Origin of the sequence: Parapedobacter sp. (assembly GCF_035556095.1) — a bacterium.
GTDB lineage: Bacteria > Bacteroidota > Bacteroidia > Sphingobacteriales > Sphingobacteriaceae > Parapedobacter.
In genome coordinates this window covers 24,725-48,342 of sequence record NZ_DATMFT010000016.1, presented here as the reverse complement: position 1 = coordinate 48,342, position 23,618 = coordinate 24,725, and the positions used below count along the sequence as shown (strand labels likewise).

Genomic DNA, 23,618 nt, shown 5'->3' with positions numbered 1-23,618 from the left:
AGTGAAACTTCATCACGATCATCTGAAGAAAACAATATTCAAATTGCTCTACTACAATGGGGCACTTTCAGTCGCGGAGTTGAGTTTACATACAAATAAAAGCATACCAAACATTACCAGCATCATGAGTGGCCTGCTGAAAGATGGCTACGCCGTCGAACACGGCTTGGCCCCATCAACGGGCGGTCGGCGCGCGGTAACCTACCGGCTCAACAAAAAAGTGAAATCATATATCGTTGCGGTTGCGATGGACCAGTTCATCACGCGGGTGGTCATTTATAACTTAGCGAATGAAGCGGCGTACCCCGAAACGGCTTTCCCTTTACCTCTGCAGGATAATCCAGAAGCATTCCAACAATTATGTTTGGCAATTGAACGTTACATCACGTCAGCCAATATAAAACGTGAAAATATCGTAGGGATTGGTATCGCCATGCCTGGGTTTATCGACGTGGAAAAAGGGGTAAATGCTTCCTTTCTGATCGATGACGACCAAATGGGGTTACGCGACCGCCTGATTCAACGATTGGGGTTACCGATATATATCGAAAATGACTCGAGTGCCATCGCCATCGCCGAACTGCATTTCGGGGCGGCGAAAGGCTTACGGGACGTCATGGTAGTCAACATGGGCTGGGGAATCGGACTGGGGATGATTGTCAATGGAAGTTTATTTCGGGGGCATAATGGCTATGCTGGCGAATTCAGCCACATCCCCCTATCACATAGCAACAAACTCTGTTCGTGTGGCAAACGTGGATGCATGGAAGTGGATGCTTCGCTGCTCGTTGCTGTAGAGAATGCGAAGCGGGCAATAGCCGAGGGCACGACCTCGAGCCTTCAGCAGCTTTTCGCAGTCCCTACCAAGCCCGAAGGGGACCATTTGATCGATGCAGCCCGTAAGGGCGATCAACTGGCTATTACAGCCCTGTCAGACGCGGCATTCATGATGGGCAAGGGCATTGCCACGCTGATTCATATCATGAATCCCGAACGTATCGTGCTGAGCGGTAGGGGCGCGGCAACGGGCAAATTGCTCCTACCACCGGTACAGCGGGCCATCAACGAGTTCTGCATCCCCAAACTTGTAGAGCATACATCTGTGGTCGTATCTGTTCTCGGATACGAAGCCGAATTATTAGGGGCGGCTAGTTTAATCATCGAGAACAGTAAACCGCATCAGCTTATGAAAATTTATTCACAAGGAAAATCACATATCGTACCAAGTTAAGCATCTTGTTTTTCACCGATAAAAAAAATAGAATGAAAATTAACTAAATACCATAGTCCTCTTTTTTGAACCAAATAAACAACACAGAACATGAGAATTTTGTACAGAAAATTATGCATGGCAATTGTGGTCACCCTGAGCACGCTGATCACCGCTCATGCACAGCAAACCGTCACCGGGGTGGTGACGGATGCAAACGGCCCTATACCCGGGGTAACTGTAGCAATACAGGGCAGTACACGGGGAACCCAAACCGATTCGGATGGGCGTTACGCTATCCAAGCATCACAGGGAGAGACCATGGTGTTCTCCATCATCGGGTATCAACGCCAAACAATCACCGTTGGCAATTCGGCTACCATGAATGTGACGCTACAAGAAGATGCCAGCGAGCTGGACGAGGTGGTCGTTACAGCATTGGGTATCCAGCGTGCCCCCAAGGAGCTTGGGTATGCGATGAGCACCGTCAAAGCGGAAGAGCTCACCAAAACCGGTAGTCCCAATTTTGCCGGCGCGTTGTATGGCAAAGCGCCTGGCGTACGGATTTCCGCCGCACCGGGGGGCGCCACGTCGGGAATCAACATCAACATCCGGGGCACCAACTCCATCACGGGCAATTCGCAGCCGTTGGTTATTATCGATGGTGTTCCCATGCGGCAAACCACATTTAACAACTCTGACTATTGGGGCGATCAACGCACACGTGGCAACGGCCTCGAGGACCTGAATCCGGAAGATATCGAATCAATCAGTGTGCTTAAAGGTGCATCCGCAGCGGCATTGTACGGTTCTGAGGCCATGAACGGCGTTGTTTTAGTAACAACGAAGTCCGGGAAAGGCGCTGAAGGATTCAGTATCGACTTCAACGCCACCTATACCAATGACCAAATTGCTTACCTACCCAGGTTCCAAGACGTAAGGGGCCCAGGGTACACCACAGCCTACCAGAATGATGGCCAAGCCGACGACTTATTTTATTATTATGGCAGTGACCGAGCCGTAAACGGTGTCACACGTGGACTACTCGATGCTACCGTCAATTTTGGCCCGAAGTTCGATGGCCAAGACGTCATCTCATGGGATGGGCAGGTAAGGCCATATGTGGCGCAGAAGGCGTACGATAAATTTTTCAACAACCCGAACAACACGATTTTCAACCTCGCAATCGGGAATTCCACAGCAAACTCCAACACCAGATTTTCACTGACGCGCCAGGATAACGAGATGACGTCGTTAGACTCCTACAACAAAAGGAACATCGCAAACCTTAACTCGTCACTGAAGCTGTGGGACAACCTGACGACAGATATCGTGGTCAACTACATCAACCAACACACCCACAACCGGCCATTTATGACCGATCGTTTGATCAATAACTTCACCGGGATGATATCCACGTTTGATAACCCGGAATGGTACCTCAATAAATACCTAACGAGTCTGGGATACAGATATGTAACCGGAACCAATCAAAGCTTGACCCCCGAAGAGAATATCCGCCACAATGGTTTCAAAAATGATGTTGGCGAGTTCATCTGGAACATGAAAGCCAAGCAGAACGACGAATATTCCAACCGTGTGATCGGATCGGTTACCAACACGTGGCAAGTATTCAGCGACCTTTCTGTTCGTGCGCGTTTCTCTGCCGATATCACCTCGCAAAAGACCGAGGATAAGGAGCCTAACCCCCTCCCCTTACAGTTCGGAAATAGTGGGTACTTTGGCTTGGGCACACAAAATGCCAACATTTATTATACTGACCTCTTAGCCAACTACAAGAAACAAATCAACCCCGACATGGCCATAGGCGCCATGGCTGGGTATACAGCCACGAAAAGTCTCGATACCTATGTGCAGCGGGAAACGGCTAGCGGATTAAGTGTCCGGAACTGGTACGACATCAACGCATCGGTGAATACCATCGGCGGCAACTCCCGGTACAATTACCGTAGAAACATGCTCCGGGATGCGGTGTTCGGGACATTGAATTTCAATTTGAAGGAGTTCTGGTTTTTGGAAGGTACGCTGCGCCGCGAACGTATTTCCACGATGCATCCCGACAACAATGTACTTTATTACCCATCTGTCAATTCCAGCTTAATTTTAAGCGATGCGTTCGAATTGCCCGATGCCTTCGATTATGCGAAACTCCGCGGATCATGGGGTATCGTGGGCAACTATCCCGACATTTACAAAAGCGCCCTGAGCTACACCCAGCAAACAATGGGCGTACAAACCGAAGGAGGTGCCGCAGTAATTTACAACACCGTTCCGACATCTGGCTTCGGCAATGAAAACATCCAACCCGAACGCAAGCAAGAAGTCGAGTTTGGCTTAGAAACTAGGTTATTCAGCAACCGCCTAGGTTTCGATATCACGTATTACAACGGCCGTATCGAAAATCAAATCCTCGATTACACCTTACCGATTTCCATGGGCTCACGCTCCATTCTGGCCAATGTGGGCACCCTGCGAAATAAAGGATGGGAATTCGCAATTACTGGTTCACCGATCCGAAACGACAACTTCCAATGGGATGCCGTGCTTAACGTAGGCATGAATCAAAACATTGTCGAAGAGTTGCCTGGGGGTGTCCAAGAATTACTTCACCGTGATTACGACGGGCAGGCTGCCCAGCTCGTATCTAGGGTGGGACAACCCATGGGCGACATCATGGTTCGGCCTGTTGCTACCGATGCGAATGGAAACAAAATTGTCCAAGACAATGGATTGTACCAACTGGATGGAGATAGTTGGATTAAGGCAGGCAATGCCATGCCGAAAGCAACCGGCGGGTTTATTAATACCTTCGCTTACAAAAACTTCACCCTGGATGCCCTCGTAGACTTCCGATGGGGTGGGCACGTCATGCCAACCGGCGTTTATTGGATGATCAGCCGGGGACTACTGGAAGAGAGCCTGAACTACATGGACGCGACAAGTGGTGGCCTGAGTTACTACATCAGTGGCGATCAAGGCATCGCCCATAGTGGCCAGACAGGACCGAACGGTGAAACCGTTTACCATGATGGCATGCTGATGGAAGGTGTACTGGCTGACGGAACTCCGAATGAAAATATCATTTCCCAAGCGGTATATTACAACAGCACATACAATTGGGGCGGACCGCAATACAGCAGTTCCCGTTACGAATTGTATGTTCAGAAAAACAATTACATCAAGATGCGGGAACTCTCAATCGGGTACCGACTACCGACCGACATGGCTGCCAAACTGGGGGCGAAAAACCTTCAGCTGTCCGCTTTCGGACGGAACCTGTTCTTTATCTACCGCAGTATCAAAGATTTGGATCCTGAGCAAATGACGGGCGGATCGAACTGGATCAATCAGGTCTCAAACGCCGGGACAAGCCCAGCAACCAAAACTTATGGTTTAATGCTACGTGCTAGCTTCTAAATTAACAGAAAATGAAAAGATATTTGATATTTATGGGGTTATCAGTTGCCTCAATAATCTACACCACTTCCTGTCAAAAAAGTGCGTTTGACGACTATTACCGTGACCCCTCGAAAGTAACCGAAGCAACTGTTGAACGGCAGTTTTCGGGCATGATTTATAGCTATCGCCAACTCATCGTGCCAGACTATGGAAACCTTTTTGTAACCTTAAGACCAACGATCTTCAGGTACCTCCATATTTCAGGATGGGTTAACGAAGCGAACCACCTTGTACCGGGAGGCGCAGCGATAGAAGACCGTTGGACACGCTATTATGAGGGGCTAGCACAATTTAAGGAGCTTGAAAACATCTATAGGAAGTCTGTAGCTGTGGAGCAAGAAGAGAAACGGATATTTTATCTTGCGGCGAAAGTGCTTTTTTATGACCAAACACAGCAGACCGTTGACTTACACGGTGATATTCCCTGGACGGAAGCAGGCTTACTGAACACGAATAATAGTGACTACCAGTCCTCGTATCCGGCTTATGATCGCGCGCAGGATATCTATACTGTCATGCTCGACGATCTGAAAACCATCAGCGATGAATTGCGCACGATTACGTTAACCCCTGCGATGACAGAACGCTTCAACACTCAAGATGTAATCAATAGCGGCGACATTGAATTATGGGAAAAATACTGCAATTCGCTTCGGGTCAGGATGTTGATGCGCGTGTCAGAAAGTACAGAATTTGCATCCCGGGCTTCACAGGAATTAGCGGAAATCATCAACAACCCATCTACCTATCCGATGATTACCACAAACGAGGAAAACGCACAGTTGGAAATCCATAACATCGACGACAATAGCATCCAAACGAAGGGGATCCGCGGTGCATTTGAAGCCGAAGGGTGGCTCGTCAACCTAGCGAGTAAACGGATGATTGACCATATGGTCGAAAACGAAGACCCGCGTCTGCCTTTTATCTTCGAACCGGGAGCTGAAGCCGATGGAGATTTCATTGGATTGGACCAATCGCTGACCAGTTCCGAACAATCGAACTTAGGAAGGGGTGGCACCATATCCATCTTCAACCGTTCTACCATTTCCCGCAATGAATATTTCATGGGCGTACTGTTTTCTGCAACGGAAGCGAATTTATTGCTAGCCGAGTATTACCAAAAGAACGGTAATCCCACCGCCGCAAAAACTGCATTCGTAAATGCAGTTAATGCATCGGTAGACTTATACCGTGATATCCGTGCCGCAAGTGCCGAAAACACCGTGCCGGCACCCCCCGACCCTACCCAAACCCAAAAGAACACCTACTTGGCAAATTTGGATTGGGACGGCGCGAGCAATAAAATCGAGCTGATTGCTACCCAGAAATGGATTCACTTCGGCATCATCCAAACTGTCCAAGCTTGGTCTGAAATCAGGCGGTATGATTATCCCACGTTTGATTTCCGTGTGCAAAATTCCGACATCCAAAAAACGGTGCCGGTAAAATTCAACTTACCGCCGTCTGAAAGCACATACAACGCAGAAAATTATAACGCTGTACGTGATCAAGACAATGTAAACACCAAACTCTTCTGGGACGTTAATTAACTTCCTACCGAAAAAACAACGTAAGAAAAGCCACCTCACCGTGGCTTTTCTTTTTTAAAACAACCATACCTCTCCACATCGGCCACCGCATAGCGTCAATCAACCATGGGTTCAGCAACCAGCATGATGCAGAGCAACCGGCATGGTAGCTAAACAGAATTAGCAATACAACAACATTAAAAAAGCAGTTTAGAGGTAAATAATTTTGTTTAAGTGAGCACCCGTAACCCAAAAAAAAATAATAATTTAACACTTTTTAACTAGGAGAAATTGGATTTTAATTTTATGTTTGTACCAGTAATCAACCGCTAGCGGGGTATTTTTTGGAAGATAATAATGCAACGTTGGGGTTGATAAAAAACATATAGCTGAAAAAGCTACCATTTATAGGAAAGAATAAAATCGGCCGCAAGGCCCATAAAGATTTTGGTTTGTTTTAATAGGTAGGAAGAAGCTGGTTGCCGCCCGGTAACCGGCTCTTCCATTTTTTAGACCCAACGGAACTAAATCGCTACCGTTCTTTTTGCCAGCCATTGCCGCTCCTGCTCGTCCAAATGGGGGGCCAACCGATCATATACCATCGCGTGGTAGTTATTCAACCAGACGATATGCTTTGATTCGAGGAGTGACCGATCAACCAATTGGGTATCGATGTAACAAAGGGTCAACGTTTCGAATGCCATAAAGGAACCAAACAACGTATCCGCATGGTCCACACTCAATACCAGGTTTTCGATACGGATACCGTAAGCACCTTCGCGGTACAAGCCCGGCTCGATGGATGTTACCATCCCCCGTTCAATAGGCACATCGACCGCTGCGCCGTTAAGGGTATGTGGCCCTTCATGGACGTTAAGGAAGAACCCGACGCCATGCCCCGTGCCGTGACCGTAATTGCGCAACTCATCCCAAAGGGGTTTCCGTGTGATGGCATCGATCTGGTAGCCCTTGGTTCCCTGGGGGAAGACCACGCTACTTCCCTCGATCATCCCTTTAAGCACGAGTGTATAGTCGACCCGCTCTTCCCCGGTAACGTTGCCCAATGACACCACACGGGTAATGTCTGTGGTACCTGTACGGTATTGGCCGCCCGAATCAATTAAGAGAAGCCCCTCGGGTCGTAATTCGGTGTTGCTAGACGCTGTAGCTTTATAGTGAGGTAACGCTCCGTGGGCGCGGTAACCAGCTATCGTATCGAAACTTTCGCCGACGAACCCATCTTGCTCGGAACGGAATTGGCGGAGACGGTCGGCCAGTGATAACTCCGAAATGGTTTCCTTACCAACTGTCTCTTCCAACCACTTGAAAAACCGCGTGAGTGCAACCCCATCCTTCACCATCGTATCGCGGATATGCAGGATCTCCACATCATTTTTCACTGCTTTGAAATGCGTGGTTGGGTTAATATCTTCTTGCACATCAGGCAGCAACATGTTGTATATATGGCCGCAGGTACGCCGGGGATCGAGCAGGAACGTTTTACCCGACAGCTCGGCCAAGCGCGCCCCCACCTGTGCATAGTCTGCTGTTTCCACTCCCCACTTACGCAGCGATAACCGGTCCTGCTGGGATAATTTGGCTTGGTTGATAAACAGCGTGGTCACCTCTTCGGTAACCAGCACGAACGCCAGCACCACCGGGTTGCAAACGACGTCGCTGCCCCGCATGTTCAGTAACCAGGCGACATCATCCAACGATGAGATAACATGTGCATCCGCGTGATGCTTCCGCAAGTTGGCGCGCAAGCGCACGAGCTTGGCTGAGGTAGACTCGCCGGTAAACGCCTCATCAAGGAGGTACGCAGGATTTTCGGGCAATGGAGGCCTATCCCGCCACAATGGCGTCAGCAGATCCACGTTCTCCAGTACGTCCACGCCAGCGGCGAGTAACGGCTTCCGGACAGCGGCTGCCGACGCTGCCGGCATCAACCAACCATCAAACGCCACGGTAGCTTCTGCCGGCAAATTCGCTGCCAACCAATCGGCGTATTCCTCTGCATGCTGTACCTTCAACTTGACCAATTCATAGCCGCTTTCGGCCAACTGTTCGCGGGCTTGTACGAAATACCGCGAATCGGTCCACAGACCAGCAAACTTAGGGGTAATGACCAGCGTGCCGGCCGACCCCGTGAAACCCGATGCCCAGGCAATGCATTTATAGCGGTCGGGCAGGTACTCGCCGATGTGTGGGTCTGACGAAGGGATGATGTAGGCATCGATATGGTTCTGTTCCATTAAGCTGCGGATGGCAACTAGCTTTTCAGTATGGGTCATGTTGCTTCATTTTAATGGCGGGCAAGTTACGAAATCTCGGAAAACATGGGGTATACTGCCGAACGATACGAGCAGTGGCGGTATAAGCAACCCGGGCGTTGAAGATATAAGTGGCATGATAGGCAGATTTTTTGGCAAGAAATAACAGCCTCTTCGAATGAAGTGATGCCATAGTGACACCCGTACAGCTTGCTGCACGCCTTTTGCTAGCTATCCGTAAAAACGATTCACTGGCATATGACGACGCATATCACACAAGACAATAAGCTTAAAAAGCTGATTGTTGTCGGCGACCGCATACTGATTAAACCTGCGGTGCCGAACGAACGGACGGCCACAGGATTGTACCTCCCCCCCGGCGTGCACGAAAAGGAGAAAGTACAATGGGGCTATGTGATGAAAACCGGGCCAGGCTATGTATTGCCTGTACCAGCAGAAGAGGATGACGCCTGGAAGCCACAAGAGGAAAAGGTTAAATACATCCCCTTGCAAGCAAAGGAAGGTGATTTAGCCATTTTCCACGTCGCCGCAGCCACCGAGATCCAATATCAGGGAGAAAAATATTTCATTGTGCCGCAAAGTGCCATCCTGATGCTGGAGCGCGAGGAAGAGTTATAGTGCTTCTAGCCGGCTCCTGTCAGAACTTAGCCCACACGGTAAACCTTCCTCCTGGAGCAGCGTCGCCATTGATATACCAGTCAATCGGGTCTGCTTGTTGCATGTTATCAGACCATTTGAATTCGATATCACCGGCCGATCGCAGGCCCAGCGACTTAAGCGGAATTTCCAACATCAACCGGTTGCCCGCGACACGATAAGTCACTTCTCCTACGCGTTTCCAGCTCCCGTCGGTGTATTGTTCCAGCCGGTTGCCCTGCACCACACGGAAATCGAAGCCATTCCATCCTGATTGGTACGATTGGTCGATATTGAGCCACAACGTCATCCAATCGTCTCCGGAAACTTCCGTGATATCATTTACCGTGCTCACATAAAAATGCAACGACGACGTACTAGCTGCCACTTTCAGGGTGTCGAAGTCATTACGTCCGGTTTGGTTATCATAGATGACCTTCGGTTCGGACTGGGCGCCTGGATGATTGCGATGCAATATGTCGCCAACATAATCGACGTAGCACGCGTTGATTTTGTCCCAGTCGGACCAACTGGCTATTTTGCGTTTACTCACCTTGTTTGCGCGCACCTTTTCCGTGCCCTTATAACGGCGGATGTTGCTTACCATCTGCATATAATAGGTGTCTCTGAGGCCGCTCGTCCAAGCCGGCTCGATGTCGCGGCTATATTCCGAGTTGGCCTGGTCTACAAACAACGCGTGGTTTTGGTTTCCACTGGTACGCCGCCATTTACCCGCTATCCACTCGTTCCAACCTGTAATAAAAACGAAGGGAACGTTTTGCTTCAATGCAAAATCCCATTGCTCTTGAATATTGTAACCGTATAATATATCGGTTTCAGGGTTTCCCGGCGAGCCGTTCCGATAGCTTCGGCCCCAGTTGCCGTCGGCACCGTAAAATGCCGACCCGCCCATCGAAGCGTCCAAATTGGGGTGCTGAGCCGCCGAAACATTTACGATCTCCTTTTTCCCTTTGTGATTGGTATACACTTTCTGCGGGCGCTGGAACTCAATCCAGGGCCATCCATCTACTTTTTCCGGTTCGTTGGGCCACTGCGATTCCCTGATGGTAAAAAAGTGTTCATAGTCCTTTCCAGCGGCTTGTTCAGATATGCCAATGATCAGCGGCTTGCCCTCCAAGTAATACCAACACTCGGGATTACGATAAGGGGCGCCGTCTTTGTAGTGGTTATCGTATATCTCCTGCATGCCTTCGCCAGACTTCGTATTCGTATAGAAGACAATTTTTGGTGGCTGCTTACCCTGTTTCCTTACGGCCTCCGTTGCCTGCATCAACACATCAACCTCGTGCGTGTAGGTAATCCGGTTAGTGGCGTCGAGGACCAGAAAGTCTACACCCGCATCCGTGAGTAATTGAATGTTTTTCAGGTGTACCCAATAGTCATCGCCACGATAGTAGCCGTAGATAGACTCGCCCCAGAAGTAATACTTTCCCGGCCGCCCCGCACCACCGCCCCATCCGGGATGGTCAAAATCTTCGAACACGGCTGGTGCTTCCATCTGCAACTTGGTCAGATCCCAAACCCGTTCGGACGTCGGTGAGCCTTGGTGGCCTTGCCACAGGAAGTAAAACAAGCCTACCTGCCGATTTGCTTTCGGACTGCCGGTTTCTTTGTTTTGTGGCAACACCCTACCGAGGTCGTCGATACCCGCAAAGGGCTGCGCAAATGCTCCTAAGCCGCACGCCAAAAAAATCGATAAACCGAAATACCTCTTCGTAATAAATCTCATTTTACTCATATCCAATATTTTAGTATCTGTCTAATTGATCTTTTAAGTATCCTTTTTCTTTCCAAATGGCCTCAATGGGTTGAAGATGCTTGCGAAACACATCATAAGGAAGTTTTCTTTCGGGGCTCACCCAACCGATCGTAGCAAACGCAGCCAGTCTCGGAAAGATCTGGAAGTTCAACCGTTCTACCGTCGGTGTAAACTCACCCCACATCTGGCAACCCAACCCCAAAATTTTATGTCGGTCCTGTGGCGCTATACCTTCGGGTATCGGATCAAATGAATACGCCTTCTCAAACGGCGTCACCTCATAAGGATAATCCAAATAGGTGAAAAACCGGTTTGAATTGACCACATCGTATCCTTTGGCAATCGCCTTATTCACGAGACTCACATCCCCATCCCAAAACTGGACAATCGTGCCCGGCGCCAGCTGCTCGGATTTACCAGCTTCGACATGGGCTTCCTCGCGTATGTTATCGCCTGTAATCTCATTCCACCCAATCATACGATACCCTTTAGAAGAGATATAGTTGGACATCCGATTAATGGCCCAAACCTGTAAATCTGCATATGTAGGAAGCGCGTTATCTTTCATGAATTCATTGATCGCCGCCGACTTCCGCCAATGGTCATAATTTGCCTCATCACCGCCGATATGAATGATACCGCTCGGGAAAAGACGGACAACCTCATCCAGCACGTTGTGCAGAAACTGTTCTACACGGGGGTCGGTCACGTCATATAAGTCGCTGTGTACCGGTTTGCCAGCCGCCTTGCTAGACGCGCCAAGCCACGGGTAAGCATAAATAGCAGCGGAAGCATGCCCTGGCACTTCTATTTCTGGGATAACGCGTATCCCTCGTACTCCAGCATATTCAACAATTTCGCGGATATCATCCTGCGTGTAGAACGATCCCGGCTTTCCGTTGTATAGACTATCCCACTTTGCCGGGTTGACTCCTTGCGTCATGTGCGTGTGGTCGCCCTTAGAAGAAACTTCCGTCAACAACGGGTATTTCTTGATTTCAATACGCCACGCCGGGTCATCTACCAAATGCCAATGAAACGTGTTTAACTTCAGGCGCACCATCTCATCCAACAGCCGCTTTACAGTCTTCTTGCCATGAAAGTGCCGGCTTTCGTCAAGCATAAACGCTCGCCAACTGAAATAGGGCGCGTCTTCTATCTCGAATATGGGTAGTTCGACGACATTTCCATCAGGTTGTTTTCCGCCCAGTTGGCGTAGGCTTTGGAGGGCGTAAATCAAACCATTAGCCGTACTCGCAAGTCCTTGAATCGTATGGCCACTATCCGTATCTTCCATACGTAAGCTGTATGCCTCACCCTGCTTCGAGGCATCGTATTGCAGCACGATGTCTGCCTGTTGTTTCCGTCTTTCAAAAACGGGGGTAAAACCAATTTCTGCCAGTAATTCCTGTACGTACGCCTTATCTGCTTTGATTTTCTTATCTAGATAAACACGGACAGTAGAAGGGAATTGGATTCGATTATCGTGTACTGCTAGATGCTGCGGGGTCGGTAAAACGTACTGGGCGCGAACTGGCGAGTGCGCTAACGCCATCACAGCGAAAAGAAGCGTAAACAAATACCTGATATTACCCGGGTTGTACATCCGTTATTTATTTACCGATTATATACCTCAAGTGTCACCGGGCCTAGCAACCCTGAGCGATGCAGCGGACTTTCGGCCGAATAGGGATTCACGATGGTCCACGTAGACCGTTGGTCCGCCGGTAATCGCCAGTCCCCAATGAGGCGGTTAGCCCAGGTGTTGACCACCTTGATTTCAACCGTATTATTTCCCTCCTGCCAAGCGTCCGTGATATCCAAACGATAAGGGGGTGTCCACACACCACCAACGTCCTGGCCATTCACTTTCACCTTGGCCACGGCCACGACATTACCCAAATCGAGGTGAATCCGGCCGCCATCCGCCAACTGCACAGCTGGCAGATCTTTCGTATAGTAAGCACTTCCCGAGAAATAAGCCACTGCGGTATCCGGCTGTGTGGCCCAATCTACCAATGTATCAAACTGGCGCTTAAACGTGGTGGAGTCGGGCTTCACAAAGGTGACCTGCCAGGGGCCCGCTACCGATACCTCTTCTTCTGCGTCGGGGAAATTCTGTCCACTTGCAGTTGTCGCAGCCTTTCGGAAGATAATGAATGCACTCTCGTAGGCGTCCAATTCCAAGGGGACTGCGGTACCGCCATCACGCTCGATAAACTCTGGCAGCTCCCGCAATGTTCCGTGCACGGCATCCCACAACTCAGGCTGTTTACCTTGGACGCGGAACGTCGGGTTTAATTGGATTTCCGTAGCTGCTTGGTTGGAGACAAAATAGATGTCGCCGTCAGGCAGTGTGCGGTGTATGAATAGCACCGGATCGCCTTCTTCCAATGCCACGTCCGGGGCCACACCGGCCTTATCGAGGGCCTCCTGCATAGAAAAGCCGTTAAGAACCAATCCATTTCCGTAGACCTGCTCTGTGCGTTGCGCGCCGTCAGTGTTTCCCCACATTTTATCCGCGATTTCGCGGATAGCTTGGTCTGCGTTGCCGTAATCAGCCAAGCTTGGTGATCGCGCCGGCTTCGGTCCCAGCACGATGCCCCCATCCTCAACCAGTTCCGCTATTTTACGCAATAGTTCCGGGCGCATGGTTTCCAACTTAGGCAGTACCAATACGCGGTAAGACAGGCCGTCAGGCAGGGTGAATCGGCCATCCTCCATGGTAATCCGGTTAAGGATTACTTCGGCATTGATATAGTCGAACGAATATCCTTTTGGCAAGGCGGGGTCTTGCACACCCGTCATTTTCGGTGCGTCTTCGCCGATAAAATATGCCACGTCAGCCACGTACCGCCCTTGCTGGAGCATGTAATTGCTACGCTTCAAGTAATCGATGAAGCCATCCATATCGTCGTACCACGTATTGAGGCGGTTGAATTCGTTGCCAAACCACGCATTCACACCCGGCAACCTATCTTCATACGGTTGATGGATATACACGTGCAGTAGCGTATTGTTGATACCCTCCGCGAAAAAGCGGTCGCCTCGTTGTTTGAACATGGCCGGATAGCGGCCAAATGTATTGCCGCCCGCTGTAAACGACTCCGCCGACACCTTATTTTTCCCGTAGATATGGGCGGCAGACGAAGCTGCACGGTTTTCAATATCGCCCAATTCACCCTCACTCCAAAACTCCCCACTTACCTCATCCGACTGGCCACCGTACTGAAGGAACTCACCGGGGAAGCCCCAGTGTCCATAGTTTTCAAGCCATATCGTCAGCCCATGCTTATGGCTCACATCACGTAAACCACCTACGTATTCATAGGCAATTTTATCAGCAACGAAACGTCGTACATCCCATAGGAAGCGGTCAGACTGGTCCTGGCTACCCACCACATGGCCATAAAAAACCGGGATATAAGGGGTAGGGTCATAGCCGAAAGCATCCTTGAATTTATTAGCAAACCCATCTGTCCAGTTCTGGCCACCGGTTTCGTAGCTATCCTGCACGGCCACTTTGAATGTTTTCCGGTCTCCAGCCGGCACCCGTTTGAGTATCTCCCCCAAAAAGGCATCAAAATGTTTAAGCACATGCTCGTGGTTCATTTTATCCACTTCCAATCCACGACCTTCGGGACTGGCCGGAGCGTTGGTCACCCCGGTTGGCACCATACCCGTCTGCAACACCAGCCATTCACCCTCCGGAATATCCCACGATAACACACCATTACTGTCTACATTGGCCGTGATATCGACCACACCATCGGGCGATACGGTATATTTCTCGTCTTCCGGCTCCACCTGCCGTTCCCATTGATAGTCATGCCAATAAGGTAATGGCGTGGGGTGCATACGGGCCAGCGATTTTTCTTTGAAACGCTCTACCCTGGATGAGGCGGCGAGTTGTACCTCCGCTATACCGGCATCACCCCGTATGTTATCGATAACCAACCGGAATACACGGCCCGAGGTTGCCTCAAACGACACCGACACCGGAGCGTATTGTTCAAAACCGACGCTTAACATATTGTTGGTACGGTCAAGGTCAAACGATCGCACACGACGGAAAGCACCACCGTCCTCAACTTCCAGCGTTACACTGAATCCCATGTTCCGTTGAGCGGGAATTACCGTTAAGCTACGAGCAGTAAACGGCTCATCCACCGAAAAGGTAAAGGTCGAGGACTGCCCCCCAGCAACCTTCACTTCCGTCGCACGGTTGTTATCCATCAGGTTTGCAGGCGATTGTCCATTTCCAGCCTGTATTTTCGGACTGAGATCTGCCAATGTACTACCATAACCTTCAGGCACACGAAATGCGAGTACATTTACGCGCTGAAAATCCCCCTGCGGCGCCGGGAGCACGCCGTTGAAAGCCAACGGTCCGCTTACCAAGGTATCTGCCGCAGCCAGGTAACGCATCGCCTGGTTGGGTTTTACCCACGGGCCACCCGACTGGCTCCATCCCGGGCTATTGAAAATACCGATTTCGATATCGAGCTCCGTAGCTGTTTTCAGTGCGGTATGCAAGATATCCCACCATTCGTCGGTAAATAGTTTCACCTTGCCGTAAGCGCCTTCGGGCAGATCATCCAGCCCGATGTTACCGATAAATGCGCGGTTTATCCCTGCGCGCTTCATGGCATGTAGGTCTTTGACCACCCCTTCTTTCGACAAATTGTCGGAAATCCAATACCAGTAGACGGAGGTCTGAATGGAATCTGGAGCTTCCGCAAACACGCTCGCCATCGTGTCCCAATCGGCTTGTTTCGTATCGGGCACACACGAAAGTGCCAGCCATGCACTTATAGAAATACCCAAAAGCGGTCGGAAAAGAGTTTTCATCAGCTTACTGTTAAGTTTACAGTTGCTAAAAAAAGCTTTTATTTCCAAACGGACATCCTGTACCTTCATGGTGATCACTTTGTAAGTACCAAAATCACATCAGTATCGCTTTTCGACATGGCTTCAATAATGTTGTTGCTACGATCTACGTCCGCTGACTCGTACGTACCTGTAGCTGGATAATACCAAACGGCATCTTTAATTTGCTCAGCATTTTCGTACGTCAATTCAAACGTTTGTGCTACCGGCACATACACCAACATCACTCCAGCATCTTCATCAGTTAATACACTGATTGTATTCAACACCTGGTCGCCCTCACGCTGCGATGTAACGACGTCGCGTGCGGGCTTTAGACGCCACCATTCGAATTGATTAAAAAACGCCGGGAGCCGACCGATTTGGATACTCGCCTTGCTGTTGATACCGTCTTCCCAGTCATATTTCGATGGTTCTTTCATGCCGTGGTTGTATGAAGTCTCTCCTACCCGTAGCCACGGCCACGTGCTCCAAGCACCGTAGCCAACCCCAGCAACCGGTGCACTGAACAAACTCCATAAACTACTTTTCCTCACTTCGTAATCGTTCTCGCGCTCCCCCTGTCCCTCATACGCCGGCTCCGTATCGATGATGGGGCGTGGCGTGAGATCTTTCCAATCACTGACAACAGGGCCACGGGTTTTCCAACGCACGGCATTCGCAGAGTTGGTGTGACCGGTTTGATATGAAATCATATCCAGCCAAGACGCTCCATCATATGCACGGCCATACCATTGGAAACCCGCTGTATGAAGGGTAACCATACTTTGGTTGGCTCGCCTGTCGCCAAATACTTCGTGACCGATTTGTTTCCATCGGACCTCATTATCGCCCGTGAACACACCATCGCCTCCCAAATTCCATATCACGTGATAGGCATCATACCGAGCTTTGATATATTTTGCCAACTTTACCGCGCTCGGAACCGGCAAGTCTTTGCCGGGATTACCCTTTCCAGACCATGCCCAAAGCATAATCGGTGCAGCAACCAAGCCCGCTGCATTGATTTGTTCGACTTTCTTATCGAGCTGCTGAAAAAAAACCGGATTGACATTTATCGGCTCAACACCGGTAAAAGCGATCTCTTCCAATGCCTCTGGTGGGAGCCCCCGCCATTGCGTGGTTACAAACTGGATGACCGAATAGTTATTCGCTCTCCGATGCTTAAGGTAGGTTGCCCATTCCCCATCAGTGGAACGCATTGCTCCATTCCAAGCCGTACAGCCCAGGTAGAAAAAAGGGGTGCCATCAGCATGAGTGATGTGGTAATTGCCAGCCTCGTGGGTTACCTTACCGTGCTCATAGATTTCCAGTCGCGATTTATTCTTTCGACACCTGAATGTGCCCGATTGATTGTGTAATGTGTGGTTCGCTGTATCCGTACAGTGCGTTCTGTAATGCCACACGCCTTTTTCATTCGGCATAAACCGAATTTTCCAGTTATTTCCACCATCCCAAAAACCCTCCACATGGTGTTGCTCGCCCGATGGTGATACAAACGTGGATTCTAATACCGCATCGTATACTGGATTGTCATATGCCACTACGCTGCTGAATGTAATTTCTATCGGCTCCCATTGGTCCACGTATACCCTTTTTTGGCCCATTGATACGGAAGACAAAAAACAGAACACCAATATTACCATTATCCGTCGGACGTTCGGTTGCCTGAAGTTGATTGCGTTCGTTCTACTCATATTATTTAGCAAATACATAAACCTTGGTTAGCTACCTAATCATTTCTTTCGCTTCACCCGAAGCGCCATATATGGCCGCTGTGGCATCCGGATTAAACTATAACCGGAATATTCCTTTTCAGATTTGGAAATGGTCATATTCCATGTATCGATAACATCGATATCATATATGCCTTCAGTAAACTCAAGGAGATGGAGGGCTGGCTGGTGTGTGCCCAGATAAATCAGATAATCATCCGGGCTGTCTTCTTTTGATCCTGCACCCGATTCCAGCAAATGCCGAAGGAATAAGATTCGATCGGGGCTTTTACCCTTCAACACCCCACCCTTCGACCACCACAGTACGTCGTCATTCTCTTGAACTGGAACATCTGTGCGGATGGTCGTCAGATAGGTCTCCCCATGGCCAACATACACCCCATTTACGGCGCCTTCCCAGAATTTCTGCACCATCTCTTCGGGCGTAAGCTGCCCCCAAAACCACGGGACATTACCTTCATAAAGACACTCATCGAAAATAACTGGTTTTTTATAGGTGTTCCTGAATTCTTTACCCCTTTCCACCTCCTTCATTTGGATACTGGCGTGGGTAAGTAATGGATTGGTGTGGTCGTACATGGCTACTCCATTATGGATACCACGTAAACGTTGGTGAGGATCCTGCTTCGCAAACATACGGATATAGCGATCCCAATCCTCCATAGTCTTATCCTCCAAAAAGTCAAACTCATTCGCCATACTCCACCAAACGTTCTTATACGCAGAAAATCGGGCGATGATGTATCGGATGTAACGGTCATCCGTTAAGCTATCCATCTTCGAAAACCCCCACCTGTCGTAGGGATGAAACACGATCAAATCCGCTTGGATACCAAGCGAGTCCAACTGCTGAATTCGTTGTTCAATATTTTGAAAATAGGTTGGGTTAAAGCGAGAATAATCCCAGTTTTCAAGCGGGTCCCCCTCGAACGGGTACATTTCAGGTTCATTTTGGTTCCACCAGTATGCTTTGGGAAAGATACACATCCGCACTTTATTGAAATAACCACGGGACAAGGTGTTCAACGTGACTTCCGCAAGGCTATCGCCCTGGTGAACCCACGCATACAATGTGGTCCCTACGCAAACATATGGCGTACCATCCCGGTAGCTAAACCGGAATGTGCCTCTCACATCGACCGGACCATGGTTATGGGTGCGGGCTGGAATACAGCGAAAGTCACCTGTGCGGCGATCCAGTTTTTTTACATTACTGGAGGTCCGGTACTTCCATACCCCTTCGTTATCGGGAGAGAACCGAAACATGTAACGCCCGTCGCCATCGTAAAAACCCTGTACCTCCACGGTATCGTTTCCATTCACAAACCAAGCTGTCAGCTCGATATCCGTGAACGGATTGCCAGATTCCGGGCCTTTAAGCGTCTTTTCAAACACCCCCCATTTTTCGATTTCGACCTGTGCACGCACTTCAGTGGTCACCAAGATCACGCAGAGTACCCATAAAAATTTCAAAATGCTCATACAACAATGTCTTTGTGTTAAAAAAAGGGCTATTCGCTGTTTTTTCCAAACCGATATCGGAACCGTGCGTTCGGAGCCGTATCACCTTTATCGAGCCAATGCATAGCATCTCCGTCAAGCGGTACATTGTCCATCCACTTGAAATCGATTTCAAAGCAATCACCAACAATATTCAATACCTCTTTTGCAACCTTTACCTCCATCTCGTTGCCTTTTAAACGAAAATCCGCCGTACCAACAGGTAAAAAATCAAAAGGGTTGTTGGTGATACGGTCTATCCTAACCAAGGTATCGTTAATCGGTTCCCGGTTCACCAAAAAATGAAAACCTTGCCATCCGCTATCTGTACGCTCTGCACGAACGCCAATAAACAATCGCATCCAATCTTTTGACGACGGTGGAGTGATGGGAGCCGCGGTCTTTACATAAAAATAAACATAAGACGAATCACTTGCGGTTTTGCACAGTACAAAATCATTTCGGCCAGTTTCATCCCTGTATTCTGCAATTCTTCCCCATCCAGCGTGGCGGCGGTGGTAAACATCGCCGCGGTCGTCGTAATAAGTTGCTTCTACCGCTTTCCAATCATCGAAACGCCCATCAACGGTAATACGATCTATACCACGATAATTGCCGCGTTTCCTTGTGCCTTTAAACTTCCTTATATTGGAGACCATCTGATAATAATAGTTGTCACCGAAGAGCCCCTTTACCGGCTCGGCATCACGGCTATATTCATCATTGTAGCAATCGATGAAGAACACGTCGCCCATGGTTAACTGTTTATTGAGAAATCTCAACGGCTTTCCATCGAATGTGAGCGGTGAATCCATGATGAAGGGGAAGGAAATCCATTCATTCCAGCCGGTTATAAAAACAAACTCCGGATCGACAGCCAACGCACGCTCCCATTGCTCTTCAAAATATAGCCCCGCACCGGAATCCTCATATTCAGGAGCCGGCTGTTGTCCGTTATGATGGCTCCGTCCAACATTATAATAGGTGGCATGCTGGGCGATGGATACACTGATCTGCTCAGCCGAACTGTCGTTTTCGTTCCAGCCGTATGCCTGCGGTATTTGATCAACCCACGTCCATTTATTCCGGCCATTCCCAAACCAGTCATCCCACCCCTTTGGGGCATCGCTGAAGGCCCACGACTGCCGTCGGGTAAAGAATTCCCGTGTTTCATCATCAAACCCTTCCTCAGGAGCGAGCATCAGTGGTTTGCCTTTCCAGTAGAACCATAAATCCTTAAACAGCTCCTTTTCGTAAATATGATCGTACAAACGCCTCACCTGCTCCTGGGGAGATGAGTTAACCATAAAAGCAAACCTGGGGGTGGATTGCCCTTCTTTTCGCATTTTCCGAAACACTTCCACGATCTTGCTGACCTGATCCAGATAGATAAAGGCGTTTGTGACATCAAAAATCATCACATCAACACCCGCATCGGCCAATAATTGTCCATGCTTCCTGATTACCCACTCATCATCTGATAGGTAATAACCAAAATACGGTTCTGCCCAGTGGTGCCACGCAGACAATGGCCCGTATTTCGGAGCACTTGGATTAGCAGCAAGGATTTCAGTTATGTTGTATGGGCTTACGGTGTCAGCAGGCAATTTCTCGAGAATTTCACCCAATTTGGAATTTTCACTGCTTCTATTCGTATCGTAACCATGTGCACCATGCCACAGAAAATAGAATATCCCAACGAAGCGCCCCTCCCGAATCCCTTCATGCACCTCGGCAGGCAACGGTCTGCCGATATCATCGATAGCCACCCACGTGTCGGCCTCTGAACTGGAAACCAATTGCGGTCCCGAAAACACCTGTCCATAAACCCATACAATGTTGAAGAGGAAAATACAAGCGGACAAAAGCCCGAACCTGATTGTCATATATTCCTTCATCATATTCATATATACGTTAAAAGATGCAGCGAGCGCCCAATCAAAACAGGAATAAAAACCTTCTAGGTCTATAAATAATCTACGGTCAGTCGCGATCCGATTACCGGCACTACGGTTACACTTGCTAAAGATGGTTGATTTTTGGCAAATGGACATCCTGTACCTTCATGGCTGTGGTATCAAGACGGCTACTCACTTTCTCGATCCGAGGACAGGATATACATCACCATGGTCCTAGCATCTTCTTCAGAAATGGTGGGATGCGGGGGCATCACCACGTTGCCCCATGCACCCTTGGTACCCAGCACGATACGCTTAGCCAGTATGTCGATATAGGTACTATTCATCGGGTATCGGGCGGCGATGTCTTGAAATGCCGGACCGCGCTTCCGATCGGCGGCTTTGTGGCACGCTGCACAATCGGAATACGATATCAATACTTTCCCTTTGTCCAACACGCTGACCGATGGCGTAACGTTAACGTCGCCAGCCAATCGCGCAATAGCAGGTTTGCGCTGGTTTCCCGCCCCGTGTCTTTCCTGTCGATCAGGAACGGACGAACAAGCGACGAGAACAGCCGGTATGGTAAGGGCAATAAGCAACGTGCGCATCGTCATCCGATTTTGATAAAGCTACTTCGAGAAAAATAATCTCACTGAGTTATTTAATATTGATTTCCAAATTTAATATAATTTCCCGGTACCACGTACTTACTTACGGTGACTCATTATTTCAAAATTCATTAGCTTTATAGCTATGGAACTCATTTTGAAAAAATACAGAAAAAGCACCTGCCGCTCATTCACGAACTGGCAAAGATGCTCAGGGTATAGGTGGATGGCTTCGTCGCCGAAATTCTGCAAGCTGAGCAGGATATTAAGGACGGTAAGGGGGTGAAATTTGCGGAAAAGCTATCAAACTAAAAAGCCCCGAAACAAGGAGAATCGGGGCTAAATCATGAACCCGACATGATTCGATATTGTTAAATCACGCAGGGATAAAAAACAGTTAAATTATCACAAGTGCCTACACTTGCCTCCAGCCTTCGCGATACTTCCGTTTCACAAACTGGTTTGCGGGCTCGTAGTTGGTTATCTTTTGCATCTCCCCATCCCATATCAAGCGCTTACGGCCGGTGAAGCTGAATCCCTTACCGTCTGCATTCGGTTCCCGATGCATATAGCTACGGATGGCTAGGTTACCCATAATGACCGTCTCACTCAATGGGCCCGCGTAATCAAAAGACGAAGTCAATGCTTTATGCGCCTTGCTATCAAAACCAGCTTTGCAGGCATCTGTCCAAGCCACCTGATGTCCGAACTCAGGCATATCTGAGTAGCTGTTCTTAAATGCACCCTCAGCCATGGCTCTTGTTTCACCACCTTTCAAATATAGCTTGGCATGGTGTCCATACGTGCCACACATAATTACACCTTTCGAGCCGATCAGCATCACACCGTTGCTGCTATCGGGGTCTCCCAACGGATCGTCCGCCGGAATTAGGTCTGGATGGAACGGGCGGATACCACCATCATACCAGTTCAGTTTCATTTCCGACTTGTTATGGCTTGTTTCCGGAAATTTAAGTTGGATGACCGATGATGGCGGGCAGCCTTCGGGGATATATTCCGCTTCCCAATCTTTAATAAACACCTGGCCTACGCTCGCTTCAACCTCTGTTGGATAGCCCAACCGGAGCGTGCGGAAAGCAGAATCAATCAAATGGCAACCCATATCACCCAAGGCACCGGTACCGGTGTTCCACCAGCCATGCCATTTGAACGGATGCCAGGCCGGACTATAATCCACCCATTCTGCCGGGCCAACCCACAAATCCCAATCTAAATAATCAGGAACGGGGTCCTTCTGTGTGGGGAATGGGATACCTTGCGGCCATACGGGGCGGTTTGTCCAAACGTGCGCTTCATGTACAGGGCCGATTAACCCTTGGTCAAACCATTCCAATAACTGCAGTTGGCCCGGATTGGATGCACCCTGGTTACCCATCTGGCTCACTACCTTGTATTTCCTAGCCGCTTCTGTTAGCACCCGCGTTTCATGCAGACTATGGGCGAGCGGTTTTTGGACATACACGTGTTTACCCATCTCCATGGCAGTCAGTGCGACAATCGCATGGGTGTGGTCGGGCGTAGATACGATTACTGCGTCGATGTCTTTGCCCATTTCATCCAACATCTTGCGATAATCCTGGTATCTCTTGGCTTTAGGGAATTCATCGAAGCATGACTTGCCCTTATTCAAATCGACATCTACCAGCGCCACGATATTTTCCTTACCCTTATTCCAGGCGTTCCTTACGTCCGAATGGCCCTTACCACCCACGCCGACGCCGGCAATATTTAACTTATCACTGGGGGCAATAAATCCTGCCCCGCCCAATACATGCCGCGGTACGATCATGAAACCGGCAGCTGCCATTGCTCCCGTCTTAATAAAATCCCTACGGGTTGCACTCGGTTTGTGTGAGTTACGTTTTTTCATCTGTCTAAATTTGTTTTTTTGGTGATGAAGCTATCATGATTTTTCATTTGTGTTTGACTTCAACGGCATTCAAGATGGCTGAAGCCGTTTAATCATTCCGCTGTTTGATTTTGAAAATCATGATGGTTTCATTAATCAATAACTTTGGTTAACAATCTGC

The 23,618-nt window shown here is 49.1% G+C and carries 13 protein-coding genes; 4 read left to right on the top strand and 9 right to left on the bottom strand.

The genetic code is table 11. From position 1 onward, the window contains the following. Positions 1 to 124: 124 nt before the first annotated feature. The 3 genes from VNQ80_RS07340 (at position 125) to VNQ80_RS07330 (ending at position 6,243) form a co-directional block, all read left to right on the top strand. A complete protein-coding gene (locus tag VNQ80_RS07340) occupies positions 125 to 1,231 on the top strand; it encodes an ROK family protein (protein ID WP_325637004.1) in 1,107 nt (368 codons plus the stop codon). A gap of 90 nt (positions 1,232 to 1,321) precedes the next feature. Then, a complete protein-coding gene (locus VNQ80_RS07335; RefSeq protein ID WP_325637002.1) occupies positions 1,322 to 4,648 on the top strand; it encodes a SusC/RagA family TonB-linked outer membrane protein in 3,327 nt (1,108 codons plus the stop codon). Between the two features lie 11 nt (positions 4,649 to 4,659). Next, positions 4,660 to 6,243 (top strand): SusD/RagB family nutrient-binding outer membrane lipoprotein, encoded by a 1,584-nt coding sequence (locus VNQ80_RS07330; RefSeq protein ID WP_325637000.1) that lies wholly within the window; start codon positions 4,660 to 4,662, stop codon positions 6,241 to 6,243. Positions 6,244 to 6,746: 503 nt separating this feature from the next. Here the strand turns inward: VNQ80_RS07330 and VNQ80_RS07325 are convergent. Further along, a complete protein-coding gene (locus tag VNQ80_RS07325) occupies positions 6,747 to 8,516 on the bottom strand; it encodes an aminopeptidase P family protein (RefSeq protein ID WP_325636998.1) in 1,770 nt (589 codons plus the stop codon). Between the two features lie 237 nt (positions 8,517 to 8,753). On the opposite strand from VNQ80_RS07325, the gene VNQ80_RS07320 reads away from it, so the two are divergent. Next, the gene (locus tag VNQ80_RS07320) at positions 8,754 to 9,134 is read left to right on the top strand and encodes a co-chaperone GroES family protein (RefSeq protein ID WP_325636996.1); all 381 of its coding nucleotides are present in this window, start codon (positions 8,754 to 8,756) and stop codon (positions 9,132 to 9,134) included. 19 nt (positions 9,135 to 9,153) lie between these two features. Here VNQ80_RS07320 and VNQ80_RS07315 read toward each other — a convergent pair whose 3' ends face one another. The 8 genes from VNQ80_RS07315 to VNQ80_RS07280 all read right to left on the bottom strand — a co-directional run bounded on the left by VNQ80_RS07315 (position 9,154) and on the right by VNQ80_RS07280 (position 23,458). Next, positions 9,154 to 10,911 carry a hypothetical protein gene (locus tag VNQ80_RS07315; RefSeq protein WP_325636994.1) on the bottom strand — a complete coding sequence of 586 codons (1,758 nt, stop codon included), beginning with the start codon at positions 10,909 to 10,911 and terminating at the stop codon, positions 9,154 to 9,156. Positions 10,912 to 10,921: 10 nt separating this feature from the next. Further along, positions 10,922 to 12,538 carry a beta-N-acetylhexosaminidase gene (locus VNQ80_RS07310; RefSeq protein ID WP_325636993.1) on the bottom strand — a complete coding sequence of 539 codons (1,617 nt, stop codon included), beginning with the start codon at positions 12,536 to 12,538 and terminating at the stop codon, positions 10,922 to 10,924. An 11-nt stretch (positions 12,539 to 12,549) separates the two neighbouring features. Next, the gene (locus VNQ80_RS07305) at positions 12,550 to 15,783 is read right to left on the bottom strand and encodes a glycosyl hydrolase (protein WP_325636992.1); all 3,234 of its coding nucleotides are present in this window, start codon (positions 15,781 to 15,783) and stop codon (positions 12,550 to 12,552) included. A 74-nt stretch (positions 15,784 to 15,857) separates the two neighbouring features. Further along, positions 15,858 to 17,519, bottom strand: coding sequence for a DUF4038 domain-containing protein (locus VNQ80_RS07300; protein ID WP_325636990.1), 1,662 nt, complete (start codon positions 17,517 to 17,519; stop codon positions 15,858 to 15,860). Positions 17,520 to 17,558: 39 nt separating this feature from the next. Continuing rightward, positions 17,559 to 19,040, bottom strand: a complete 1,482-nt coding sequence (locus VNQ80_RS07295; RefSeq protein WP_325636988.1) for a DUF5060 domain-containing protein — start codon at positions 19,038 to 19,040, stop codon at positions 17,559 to 17,561. A gap of 29 nt (positions 19,041 to 19,069) precedes the next feature. Continuing rightward, a complete protein-coding gene (locus VNQ80_RS07290; protein WP_325636986.1) occupies positions 19,070 to 20,959 on the bottom strand; it encodes a hypothetical protein in 1,890 nt (629 codons plus the stop codon). Between the two features lie 185 nt (positions 20,960 to 21,144). Beyond that, positions 21,145 to 21,567, bottom strand: coding sequence for a c-type cytochrome (locus VNQ80_RS07285; protein ID WP_325636984.1), 423 nt, complete (start codon positions 21,565 to 21,567; stop codon positions 21,145 to 21,147). 415 nt (positions 21,568 to 21,982) lie between these two features. Next, entirely contained in the window at positions 21,983 to 23,458 is a 1,476-nt protein-coding gene (locus VNQ80_RS07280) for a Gfo/Idh/MocA family oxidoreductase (RefSeq protein WP_325636982.1), read from the bottom strand. Between the last annotated feature and the right edge of the window lie 160 nt (positions 23,459 to 23,618).

Excerpts from the sequence above, each read along its gene's own strand:
- VNQ80_RS07340 (WP_325637004.1), top strand. The coding sequence starts at position 125 with ATGAGTGGCCTGCTGAAAGATGGCTACGCCGTCGAACACGGCTTGGCC.
- VNQ80_RS07335 (WP_325637002.1), top strand. The coding sequence starts at position 1,322 with ATGAGAATTTTGTACAGAAAATTATGCATGGCAATTGTGGTCACCCTG.
- VNQ80_RS07330 (WP_325637000.1), top strand. The coding sequence starts at position 4,660 with ATGAAAAGATATTTGATATTTATGGGGTTATCAGTTGCCTCAATAATC.
- VNQ80_RS07325 (WP_325636998.1), bottom strand. The coding sequence starts at position 8,516 with ATGACCCATACTGAAAAGCTAGTTGCCATCCGCAGCTTAATGGAACAG.
- VNQ80_RS07320 (WP_325636996.1), top strand. The coding sequence starts at position 8,754 with ATGACGACGCATATCACACAAGACAATAAGCTTAAAAAGCTGATTGTT.
- VNQ80_RS07315 (WP_325636994.1), bottom strand. The coding sequence starts at position 10,911 with ATGAGTAAAATGAGATTTATTACGAAGAGGTATTTCGGTTTATCGATT.
- VNQ80_RS07310 (WP_325636993.1), bottom strand. The coding sequence starts at position 12,538 with ATGTACAACCCGGGTAATATCAGGTATTTGTTTACGCTTCTTTTCGCT.
- VNQ80_RS07305 (WP_325636992.1), bottom strand. The coding sequence starts at position 15,783 with ATGAAAACTCTTTTCCGACCGCTTTTGGGTATTTCTATAAGTGCATGG.
- VNQ80_RS07300 (WP_325636990.1), bottom strand. The coding sequence starts at position 17,519 with ATGAGTAGAACGAACGCAATCAACTTCAGGCAACCGAACGTCCGACGG.
- VNQ80_RS07295 (WP_325636988.1), bottom strand. The coding sequence starts at position 19,040 with ATGAGCATTTTGAAATTTTTATGGGTACTCTGCGTGATCTTGGTGACC.
- VNQ80_RS07290 (WP_325636986.1), bottom strand. The coding sequence starts at position 20,959 with ATGATGAAGGAATATATGACAATCAGGTTCGGGCTTTTGTCCGCTTGT.
- VNQ80_RS07285 (WP_325636984.1), bottom strand. The coding sequence starts at position 21,567 with ATGCGCACGTTGCTTATTGCCCTTACCATACCGGCTGTTCTCGTCGCT.
- VNQ80_RS07280 (WP_325636982.1), bottom strand. The coding sequence starts at position 23,458 with ATGAAAAAACGTAACTCACACAAACCGAGTGCAACCCGTAGGGATTTT.